Below are 11,311 nucleotides of genomic sequence, written 5' to 3' on the forward strand. Positions count from 1 at the left end.
TTAGCTTACGTAAAATGGTGGTCGCTACAGGGCTCGAACCTGTGACCCCCTGCTTGTAAGGCAGGTGCTCTCCCAGCTGAGCTAAGCGACCATCACAATGAGTACGAACCTTATTATACGGTAGTCCGCACGCATTGTCAACTGCTTTTTACAAGTATTTTTGAGTATTTTTGCCTATTCTTAATAAAACTATCGTTTTTCAGCTATAAATTGTATGCGGTCATTTTCATTTCCACCTGCAATAAATGTACCAAATGTATGAACCCGCTGATTTGTTAAATCTGGGCGTTTTAATATATGAAAAATGTCTTCCGCACTATAGATAAATTGGCTTTGTTTTTCATCAAACCGTCGATACAGCCCATTTTCCTGTTCCACAAAAAAGGAGAGGTCAAAGTCCATGCGCATTTCATCGATATGGGGTTCGTTTTCCCAAACACAAAAAATATCCTCCAGATCATAAACAAAGGTTCTGTCTTTAATGACCTCCTGATATTTTGTTTTAGTATTCATATCAAAGGTCAGCATCCCACCGGGCTTCAGAGCATCGATACTACAGCTAATGAAATTATTAAAGGCCTCTAAGTCCGGAAGATAGTTGACGCTATCGCAGCAGCAAATGACAGCATCGAATTGTTCCTGGATGGCGAAGTTGCTCATATCCCCCATAAAAAAGCGGACATTATTTAAACCGGCTTCCTCTATTTTCTCATCCGCGACAGTGAGCATATTTTCAGAAAGATCCACCGCCGTAATTTCATAGCCCTTCCTGGCAAGCTCCAGAGTAATATTCCCTGTGCCACAGCCAAATTCCAGGATGGTTTTTACCTCATTTTTAGCGTTGAGCATCACCCGAAAAAGGTAATCTGCCCATTCCTTATAATTGATTTCGGTCATTAATGCATCGTACACCTGTGCAAAATCTTCGTACATATTTCCCCCTATGCTTTATAAGCTTTTTCATTCATTGCAATGCGGCAATACGCTTCAACCCCGGACAACAGCACCTTTTCATCAAAATTAAACTTGGGAGAATGCAATCCATTGGTGAAGCCCTTTTCTTCATTACCGGTGCCTAATCCCATGAAAAGTGCTGGGATTTTCTTTCCGTACATGGCAAAATCTTCTGCAATCATTTGTTTTTCGAAAATTTGCTTATGCTCATCCAGCACCGGCCAAACCTTTTCGTACAGCTCAGGATTATTTTTAACCGGAGGGTACATATCGTCAAAACGGATCTTAATGGTACAGCCGTACATTATTTCAATCCCCCGGGCCATTTCGACCATCCGGGTTTTCATTTCTCTTTGGATTTCTTCGTCAAAAGAGCGTACGGTACCGGAAAGACTTACCTTATCCGCTACAACATTCATCCGGGTCCCCCCTTCGATGGTCCCCACAGAAAGTAGAGCCTCTGCCCTGGGATTGAGCGTCCGGCTGATGATTTTTTGCAGGGAAGAGATATAATCCGCACTGGCGACTATGGCATCGACGCACTGATCCGGATTAGCCGCATGACCACTCTTCCCTAAAATATCAATATAAAACTCCGAGGTCATGGCAATAATCGGGCCTGGGGCCGTCGCCACCACGCCTTCTTTAATGAAGGGAAAGAGATGGGTCCCGAAAATTGCACTCACGTCAAAGCGATCAAACACACCACTTTCCACCATGGGCTTTGCTCCCCCGGGGCCTTCCTCCGCGGGCTGAAAAACCAATAGGATGTCCCGAGGTATCAGCCCCGGATGTTCGACCAGAAATTTTGCAAAGATCAACAGCATGGTCATATGTCCATCGTGGCCGCAGGCATGCATCATCCCTTCATGCCGGGAAGGACAATCAAGCCCCGTATCCTCTGTGCCATCCAGGCCATCCATATCGGACCGAAAGGCGATGGTTTCATGAATTACCCCATTTCCTGGAATAAACGCAACAACACCAGTATCAATGATTTTTTCTGGCTTCAAACCCAATCCTTCCAAATAATTCATGATAAAGGCCTGGGTTTTAAATTCCTGGAAGCCACGCTCGGGAATCTGATGCAGCTGACGCCGTAGGGTATATGCTTCTGTTTGGTAGTGTGTGAGTGAATCTTTTATTTGCTCTGGTTGCATTTTTCCTCCTAATCGTCCTTTGGGCTGGTCCGAATCCGCTCAATATGAAGCGCGAGATAACTGATTTCTGTTTCAGTAAAGCACATGCCCAGCTCTTCCCCCAATCCATGGCAAATGGCTTTTGCAACATTAAAGGAATAGGCACATTTTTCCTTTGTGAAGGCGATCATATCCTGATTTAAAGCTTCATTTTTATTGGCTCTGGTCATCATGCATTTAATATGATACAGCAGTCGGTTATAGGCAATGGTTCCGATTTCTTCAATTTGACATTCTTCCTGAATCCGATCGACACTTTCCCGGATGATACTGGTAATTTTCAGGGATTGGGAACCCCCCATATCACACAATGCGGAGTGAATGTATAAAGTAATATATCCCAGCTCTCCATCGGGAATAAAAAAGCCCGTACGCGCTTCGATAATGTCTTTGGCCTTAAGGGCGACGGCATATTCATCCTCATAGAGCAAACGGATATCCTCTGCAAAGGGGTTGTGCATCGCCATTTTGGCCTGCATTCGCACCACAGAGAAGGCGATGTGGTCTGCCAGAGGCAAAAGGATGTTATTATCGATGGCTGTATCCCCAAAGGCCTCTTCCGATAAATCAATAATGGCCCCTGCAATTTCAACGTAAATGGGATTTACGGAATTTAATAAATCGTCTGTGGATCCCTTTTCGGTGGCCTGCTTGAGAATATACTTTTTAGACCCCGAGCCTTCTTCAAAGGGATGGTTTACTTTTTTCCCAAAGCCAATTCCCTTTCCCATAAAAATAATCTCTTGCTTTTCCTGAATATCAACCACAACCACGGCATTGTTATTCAGAACCTTTTTTATATAGTACACGACACACCCTCTATTTACAATCCTGATCATAATACAAAGAAGGCTGAGCACATCATGTTCCAGCCTTCTTCTAACGGACATCTAATTGTATTATACTATTAAGAATTTATTTTAACAATATCTTCTTTGTCTTTAATCTCCCCAGTGGTTATTATTTCCATTTCCTTGGTTGCTGGAAGATCGGTAAAAATAATGGGAATTGCCGTAGACGGCACATTTGCTTCAAGGAAATCCAGATCCAAGGTCAGCAGCAAATCTCCCGCCTCAACATGCTGTCCTTGCTCGATATGACCTTCAAAGCCTTTCCCATCCAGTTTAACCGTATCAATGCCCACATGGATTAATAGCTCGGTTCCATGGTCACTGGTGATTCCTATGGCGTGCTTGGTGGGAAAGAAAACACTGATGGTCCCACTGCAGGGTGCATATACTTGATGACCCTTTGGGAAAATAACCACACCGTCTCCCATCATTTTCTGGCTGAAAACCTCGTCCGGAGTTTCTTCAATGGGCGCTAACCGACCAGATATTGGTGCGATAAAGGTTTCTACCAAACCAGTCTTTTCGGAGACTGTCTGTTCCTGGGGTTCCGGCGGCGTAGGGCCAGAAGCCTTCAGATTGTCAATTTCTAACTGATCTGCCAGGGGCGTTTCTAAAAAGTCTTCCAAATGAGATTTGATGACAGATACCCTCGGCCCGTAGATAACCTGGACACCATTACCTTTTATGATAATTCCGGCCGCTCCACTTTGTTTAAGAATAGGTTGGTTAACCTTGTTCGCATCCTCAACGGTACACCGTAATCGCGTGGCACAGCAATCTACATCGGTAATATTCGCCTTACCACCCAGGCCTTTAGTAATCAACATCGAAATTTGATCGGTATCAGAAAGGGTTTCACCCTTAGCGTTCTTTTCGTTAACATCGTCTCGGGTGTATAATTTAGGCTCGGTATCATCATCCTCACGCCCTGGTGTTTTCAAATTCAATTTCTTAATGAGGAAGCTGAATAGGAAGTAATAAATCACAAAATAAACAATTCCCACGGCAATCGCCCAAATCCATCCGGTTTTGGCATTTCCCTGAAGAATTCCGAATAAAAACATATCGATGAGCCCACCGGAAAAGGTCATCCCGATACCAACATTAAGGATGTGCATGAGCATATAAGAAAGGCCGCATAAAACACAATGGATTACATATAAGAACGGTGCTACAAATAAAAAGGTAAACTCAATGGGTTCTGTAATCCCCGTAATCATAGCGGTTAAAGCCGCTGATAGAAGCAAACCACCAACCACCTTGCGTTTTTCTGGACGGGCACAACGATACATGGCCAGTGCCGCCCCGGGTAATCCAAAGATCATAAAAGGGAATTTTCCAGACATAAATCGGGTTGCTTCAACACTAAAGTGCTCGATGTTTCCGCTTGCCAGCTGAGCAAAGAAAATATTCTGTGCACCCTCCACCAAATTACCATCAATAACCATGGTACCACCCAGTGCGGTTTGCCAGAAGGGTAAATAAAATACGTGATGCAACCCGAAAGGAATGAGTGCCCGTTCAATAAAGCCGTAGATGAAGGTTCCCGCATAGCCTGAACGAATCACTAAATCCCCCAGAGCGTTAATGCCAATCTGAACATAGGGCCAGATGAAGAACATGGCCGCACCAACTAAACAATATACCAAGGCTGAGATAATTGGTACAAATCGGGTTCCTCCAAAGAAAGAGATAACCTGAGGTAATTCTATATTATAGAACTTATTGTGCAAAGCCGCAACACCAAGTCCCACAAGGATTCCACCGAAAACCCCCATCTGCAAAGATTCAATACCGATGGTTGTGGTAATCGATCCTGATGGCAGCATGTGTGTCGCCACAAGGGGGACAAAATTTGTACCACTGTTAATAGCTGCCAGCTTTAGTCCGTCATTTGCAATGGCCAAGGATGCCGGATCAAAGGTCCCCGTCAAATGGATGAGCGAGCCGATGACTGTATGCATTACCATGTAGGCAATCACACCGGACAGGGCCGCTACAGCCTTCTCCTTTTTAGCCATCCCAATGGCTACCCCCATTGCAAAAAGAATGGGAAGATTGGCAAAGACAATATTCCCCGCATCTGCCATAATCGTAAAGATCATGTAAGGAACGGTGCCTTCTCCCATTATCGCGGTTAAGCCGTAGGCCTCAATCATCGTTTGATTGCTGAAGGATCCACCGATTCCCAGCAAAAGCCCAGCGACTGGTAATAAAGCGATGGGGAGCATAAAGGAACGCCCGACACGCTGAAGCACACCAAAAATCTTATCTTTCATAATTTCCTCCTGTTTACTTTTACATCGATATTTTTTTATACAAAAAAGGCACCAGCATCCAAAAACTCCTAGGTCGTTTTGAATAGCTAATGCCTGATTGAACAGTAACACACTATCGATGTTTTAAATTAAATAAATTATAGACCCCTTCTTCACAATTGTCAAGCCCTAAACAAAATAATTTTTCTCTGATTTTCCAATTGACTTTTATACTTTAGCATGATATTCTTTGAACTAAGCTTTATTAAAGATTGTGATCAGGAAAAAGTAGGCTTCCAATTCCTTCCAGAGAAGTGCCGTTTGGTGAAAGACACAAAGGATAGGCAGTACCGAATACATCTTGTGAATCGTGCACCGAAGGGGTAACCTGGTAGGCTGCAACGGGTGCGCCCGTTAGCGCGCAGGAGTATAACTGCCAAAGGCAGCGTACTCTCCGAGCGCATTGCCGTGAGGCCGTGCGAAATTGAGGTGGTATCACGGGATTTTCTCGTCCTCTTTCCTGAGGGCGTTTTTTTATTGCCCGAAGGGTTTTTATCACTTCGGCGATGCGCCGTTATTTAGGAGGAATTTATGATTGTTAAGTTGGCCCTTTTGATTCTTTTTTTTAGTAGTATGGTCGCGGTGGGTTTCTACTGCCGCAAACATTCTACCAATGTGAGTGGCTTCGTCCTGGGAGGACGATCAGTGGGGCCCTGGCTCACTGCCTTTTCCTTTGGGACTTCATATTTTTCGGCTGTTATCTTTGTGGGATATGCTGGACAATTTGGATGGAAATATGGCATTGCCTCCACATGGATTGGTATTGGCAATGCACTTCTTGGCTCCTGCCTGGCCTGGATCGTCCTGGGACGACGCACCCGGATTATGACCCAACATCTTGACTCTGCTACAATGCCAGAGTTTTTTGGCCGACGTTTTAATAGTGACGCTCTTAAGATTGGAGCCTCTATTATTACCTTTGTTTTTCTCATTCCTTATACCGCTTCCTTATACAATGGTCTATCCCGCCTCTTCGGTATGGCTTTTAGCATTGATTATTCAGTGTGTATTATTGTTATGGCCTTACTCACTGCGGTTTATGTTATCGCTGGGGGATATATGGCTACAGCGATTAATGATTTTATCCAGGGTATTATTATGATCTTTGGAATCATCGCTGTCATTGCAGCTGTTTTAATTAATCATGGCGGCTTTACTACGGCACTTACTACCCTTTCCCAGGTCTCAGATCCCTCTGTTTCCAGTCAATCGGGTGTTTTTACTTCCTTTTTTGGCCCGGATCCCCTGGGACTCTTAGGTGTAATTATTCTGACTTCCCTTGGAACTTGGGGACTTCCCCAAATGGTCGGTAAATTCTATGCCATCTCCGATGAGCATGCTATTACTAAGGGAATGGTCATTTCGACCTTTTTCGCCATCATTGTTGCTGGGGGTTCGTATTTCCTTGGTGGCTTTGGGCGACTCTATTCCGGCATTATCGATGTAAAAGTGGATGGCTATGACGCCATCATTCCCATGATGTTAGAAAGCCTGCCGGATATCCTCATTGGCATCGTGGTTATTCTTGTTTTATCGGCATCCATGTCCACCTTATCCTCACTCGTCATGGCATCAAGCTCCACTTTAACCCTTGACTTGATCAAAGATAATGTCATTAAGAATATGTCCGAAAGGAAACAGATACTGTGTATTCGAATCTTAATCGTCGTTTTTATCCTGATTTCCGTCGTCATTGCCATCGTGCAGTACAAAAGCTCAGTTACTTTTATTGCACAGCTCATGGGAATTTCATGGGGTGCCCTTGCGGGTTCCTTCCTTGCCCCCTTTCTCTATGGTCTGTACTGGAAACGCGTGACCAAAACCGCCGTCTGGTTCTCCTTTCTTTTCAGTACGTTTCTCATGATTGGAAACCTGTTCTTTGGGCAGTTTTACCCCCTTTGGCTAAAATCCCCCATTAATGCTGGTGCCTTTGCAATGCTGCTCACCTTGGCCCTTGTGCCCATCATTAGTCTAATGACCAAGCCCCCCAAAAGGGAATTGGTTGAGGATGCTTTCTCGGCTTACAACCGGATGGTTACTGTCCCTATTAAAGAGGATTTAGGCGAATAAAATGCACTTATAAAAAAGGATGCCACTACATAATTGTAGCGACATCCTTTTTTATCGACTCCATCGATGTTTTTTTCGTTTAGTATAGGCCTTTGGAGCACATTCAATTCGACCATTACCACCCAAAGCAACTTTAGGATTATCGGACATCATTCTTTTAAACTGGCGGGGGCCCAGAACATCTTGGGCAATCTCCAAGGCCTCACCCATCAATTTATAGCTCCGTACCCGATGGGCATCACTGGCCATAAATTGAGCCATATTATTTTCTAGCATAATATGGGCGGTCTCTTTTGCTCCATGTCCATAATATCCTGTCAAACTGAGCATATTCATCTGAATGAAAGAGCCTTTATTGATAAGATCCAACAAAACATTGGGATCTTCCTGAACAAAATCGTATCGCTCGGGGTGGGCAATTACAGGGCTGTATCCCTTGAGTTGAAGGCGATAAAGAAAATCCTCAAAGCTTTCCACACTCGCATCATGTCGAACCGTTTCTACCAGTAGGTATCGACTTTTATTTAAGGCGATAAATTGATCGGAATCCAGGATTTTTAGAATATCCGGGTCGTAGAATACTTCATTTCCCAAGTATACCTGTATCTCCAAATTCTGCTGCTTCATGGCTCTTACCAATTGCTGCATGACCTTTTTATTATTCGCTAAGGTTGAGGTGTAGTTGGTATAACTCATATAATGAGGCGTCAATGTCACTGCACGGAATCCTAAGGATTCGGCAACCCTAAGCATCTCAATGCTTTCATCAATACCATTCGAACCATCGTCTACCCCTGGCAGAACATGGGTATGTATATCGATCATATGATTGACACCTCCTCTCTATTCAATATCCGCACCCAGCATTTCTATTTTTTTTGTTTGTTCATTTTCCTTTGTGCTCTTTTTTCAGTATGATTCTTTGGTTTATCTTCTTCATAAGCACTGTAATAATAGTAGTAACCACTACGCTTGTTTGTTGGCGTATTATTCGCAACGACACCAACAATATGTCCGCCTACATTTTCAATATTTGCAATTGCCAACTTGATGCCCTCTTTATTGGTCACTTCTAAGGCCGTTATCAAGATGAAGCCATCGGTGACTCTCGATAAAACAGCAGCATCTGTAACAACCCCAACTGGAGGTGCATCAATTAAAACATAATCATAGGACTCTTTCAGTAATGAAACTAATTCTGCCATACGACGACTTCCCAACATTTCTGATGGGTTTGGCGGTATTGGCCCTGATGAAATCAAATGCAGTCCCTCAACCTCTGTCCGTTGAATCGCATCCGCAATATCAACTTCTCTTACTAATATATTTGATAGCCCCACACGATTGTTTCGTTCAAACAAACGATGAATCCGCGGCTTTCTCATATCGCAATCCATGATTAAAATACGTTTGTTTGATTGAGCAAGGGCAACTGCATAATTCGCCATTATAGTCGATTTACCTTCTCCCTTACCTGCACTGGTTATTGTCAAAACCTTTATCTCATTATCAATATCAGAAAAGGTAATATTGGTACGCATATTTCTAAATGCTTCAGAAATGGGATCTTTTGGTGACTTATAGGTTACAATAGAATTTCTCATCTTTACTTCTCTCCTTGACTACTTAATTCACTAGCATGAGGAATAACCGCAACGATGGGAATATCTCCAACTAAATTTTTAAGCTCCTCTACACTTTTTACAGTTGTATTGAGCATCTCCTTAATAAACACGATAAATACGCTAATCACAACTCCCAGCAAGAACGCAATGGCTAAATTCAACTTCAAATTCGGTGAAACGGGTTTATTATCTACCTTAGCCACATCGACTATTTGTAAATTATTAATCTTCATTAAACCCGCAATATTATCCATAAATACCGTTGCTGTTTCATTTGCAATATTTGCCGCTTCTTGAGGGTCCGTGCTCGTCACTGTAATTTCAATAAGCTCTGTATCATTGACTGTTGTTACTTCCACCATACCGGCAAGCTGCTTATCAGTATAGCTCAAGTGCAGGTTGCTAGCGACTTTGGACATGATACTTTCGCTTTTCGCAATTTCACTGTAGGTTCCTACCAGCTTTTGATTTGTTAAGACATCATTATAGGTAGCACTAGAACCCGTTTCCGAATATCCTTCTGGTTTCCCAACAATTAGGGTCGTGCTACTACTGTATTTAGGTGCAATAAAAAAAGTGGTAAAAATCCCTGCAATTAAAACAGCAACCACTGTCAGACCTACAATAAATTTCCAATTATCACGTAACAAATCAAGTATCTCGTGTAAGCTAATCTCTTCTTCCATTTCTTCCTCCCAAAACAAACCATGAATTTAACATCGTGCTTCTTTGTCTTTTTAAACCTGTTTTTTATTTATTATACCAAAAACAGGAATAATGGCAAGTAAAAAGCCCTCAAACCGAGGGCTTAATTTATTGAGCATTATTGTAAACCGTAAGACGATTTCGTTACCACAATATCTCCCTGGAAAGACACGCTGGCGTTTGCTCCAGCTTCACCTTGTCCTTCCCAATAATATATTTTCAATTGAACATCATTACCACCCTCATCTTTAAAAGTAGACTCCGACAGTAATGTTCCATCTCGTCCGAATATTCCAACAACATCGGCATAAGTCATCCCATTTTGAACTTGTTCAAATTGGGCATTGGTTACTAAACTAGTGGTTGTCGGTTGTGTCACCGTTGTAGAAGGTGTTGTCGTCGTTGGTGTATTTGTAGATGTATTACTTCTCTGTCCTGAAAAAACAAAGGTGTATAGCATAAAACCAATGGCTCCGACGATAATCACTGCGCCAACTGCAATAATTGCAATTAAACCACCATTTCCTTGCTTTTTCCCACATTCTGGACATACTTTATCCTGAACATCTAAAATGGCTCCACAGGCTTTACAACGTCGTTCTTTAGATGTTTTTTCAATAATAATTGGTGCGGTCTCTTCTTCCGGTATTATATCCGTCTGTTCCTCTTCGCTCTGGTCCAACACCTCAGTTACTTCTTCTCTATTTTCTACAGGTTGAGGTGTCTCATCAGTCGCCCCCAAGACTTCTGTTTCTGTATCCTCCGATTCGACCGGTCCTGTCGGCTGTTCTTCCTCCTGATGCGGTGGTAAATCAGGTGCTGCTACTAACTCTGTCTCTTTTTGCTTTACAGCCATAGCTGAAAGGGCTTTGTATTCCGGTGCAACGGCTCTTTTAAACCCATTAATCAGTTCTGGATTTTGGACAGTAATTTCCATCCGGGTTTTGCCTTCAACTGGAATCTTGAAATCAATTTGGATGGATCCCATTTCTCCATGCTGACCAATAATTGAAGGTTCCTGCTCGTTGACTCGATAACTAATGCCCATTTTATTCAAAGCTTCTTTTGCACTATCAAACCAAATTGAAAGGGAACCACTGGCTGTTAACGCCTGTTTCATTTATTCTTCCTCCTAATCACATTGTCACAAATACTCTTTTCAATTTACTTGATAAGTATAACATATTTTTTAAAATTTGTCTTGCATTTTTGATTTTCTTGCTATATAATAGCATCCGTAGCCAATTTTAGGGGTATAGCTCAGTTGGTAGAGCAGTGGTCTCCAAAACCACGTGCCCCGGGTTCAAATCCTGGTGCCCCTGCCATTAAGACTACATGAGACCTACAGTTTGTAGGTCTTTTTTTTAGTTTTAATTTTTTCGTGAATTTTATGAAATAGAAAAAAGCCCGCATAATTGCGAGCTTTCGTTATTTTTTAATGGTGACCCATGGGCGACTTGAACGCCCGACACCCTGATTAAAAGTCAGATGCTCTACCAACTGAGCTAATGGGTCATATGAAATTATACCTCTCATCCACTGCGTACAGTCATAAAATGGGGAAGTCCGCCCCACTAAGCGATTCACAC

9 protein-coding genes, 3 tRNA genes and 1 other annotated feature are annotated in these 11,311 nt (G+C 42.8%); of the genes, 2 read left to right on the top strand and 10 right to left on the bottom strand.

The genetic code is table 11. The features are described from left to right. Nucleotides 1–15: 15 nt before the first annotated feature. From BLW33_RS13320 to BLW33_RS13340, 5 genes are all read right to left on the bottom strand, one after another. Nucleotides 16–91, bottom strand: a tRNA-Val gene (locus tag BLW33_RS13320). A 98-nt stretch (nt 92–189) separates the two neighbouring features. Continuing rightward, a complete protein-coding gene (locus BLW33_RS13325; protein WP_090309817.1) occupies nt 190–933 on the bottom strand; it encodes a class I SAM-dependent DNA methyltransferase in 744 nt (247 codons plus the stop codon). 8 nt (nt 934–941) lie between these two features. Further along, nucleotides 942–2,114 (bottom strand): M20 metallopeptidase family protein, encoded by a 1,173-nt coding sequence (locus BLW33_RS13330; protein WP_090309821.1) that lies wholly within the window; start codon nt 2,112–2,114, stop codon nt 942–944. Nucleotides 2,115–2,122: 8 nt separating this feature from the next. Beyond that, complete coding sequence (locus tag BLW33_RS13335; RefSeq protein WP_090309824.1) at nt 2,123–2,962, bottom strand: PRD domain-containing protein; 840 nt, start codon at nt 2,960–2,962, stop codon at nt 2,123–2,125. Nucleotides 2,963–3,060: 98 nt separating this feature from the next. After that, the gene (locus BLW33_RS13340; protein ID WP_090309826.1) at nt 3,061–5,283 is read right to left on the bottom strand and encodes a PTS sugar transporter subunit IIABC; all 2,223 of its coding nucleotides are present in this window, start codon (nt 5,281–5,283) and stop codon (nt 3,061–3,063) included. Between the two features lie 244 nt (nt 5,284–5,527). Beyond that, nucleotides 5,528–5,781 (top strand) — a binding site (T-box leader). Between the two features lie 72 nt (nt 5,782–5,853). Between BLW33_RS13340 and BLW33_RS13345 the strand changes: the two genes are divergently transcribed. After that, nucleotides 5,854–7,392, top strand: a complete 1,539-nt coding sequence (locus BLW33_RS13345) for a sodium:solute symporter family protein (protein WP_090309829.1) — start codon at nt 5,854–5,856, stop codon at nt 7,390–7,392. 51 nt (nt 7,393–7,443) lie between these two features. Here the strand turns inward: BLW33_RS13345 and BLW33_RS13350 are convergent, their stop codons facing one another. From BLW33_RS13350 to BLW33_RS13365, 4 genes are all read right to left on the bottom strand, one after another. Continuing rightward, nucleotides 7,444–8,217: a tyrosine-protein phosphatase gene (locus BLW33_RS13350; protein ID WP_090309832.1), complete on the bottom strand. Its 774-nt coding sequence runs from the start codon at nt 8,215–8,217 to the stop codon at nt 7,444–7,446. Between the two features lie 44 nt (nt 8,218–8,261). Continuing rightward, a complete protein-coding gene (locus BLW33_RS13355; RefSeq protein WP_090309835.1) occupies nt 8,262–8,996 on the bottom strand; it encodes a CpsD/CapB family tyrosine-protein kinase in 735 nt (244 codons plus the stop codon). A 2-nt stretch (nt 8,997–8,998) separates the two neighbouring features. Next, entirely contained in the window at nt 8,999–9,703 is a 705-nt protein-coding gene (locus tag BLW33_RS13360; protein WP_090309838.1) for a YveK family protein, read from the bottom strand. Between the two features lie 137 nt (nt 9,704–9,840). Next, nucleotides 9,841–10,842, bottom strand: a complete 1,002-nt coding sequence (locus BLW33_RS13365) for a zinc ribbon domain-containing protein (protein ID WP_090309841.1) — start codon at nt 10,840–10,842, stop codon at nt 9,841–9,843. A gap of 129 nt (nt 10,843–10,971) precedes the next feature. On the opposite strand from BLW33_RS13365, the gene BLW33_RS13370 reads away from it, so the two are divergent. Continuing rightward, nucleotides 10,972–11,047 (top strand) — tRNA-Trp (locus BLW33_RS13370). A gap of 114 nt (nt 11,048–11,161) precedes the next feature. Here BLW33_RS13370 and BLW33_RS13375 read toward each other — a convergent pair. Next, nucleotides 11,162–11,237, bottom strand: a tRNA-Lys gene (locus BLW33_RS13375). Between the last annotated feature and the right edge of the window lie 74 nt (nt 11,238–11,311).

The organism is Eubacterium aggregans (assembly GCF_900107815.1).
In the GTDB taxonomy this organism is placed as follows: domain Bacteria; phylum Bacillota; class Clostridia; order Eubacteriales; family Eubacteriaceae; genus Eubacterium_O; species Eubacterium_O aggregans.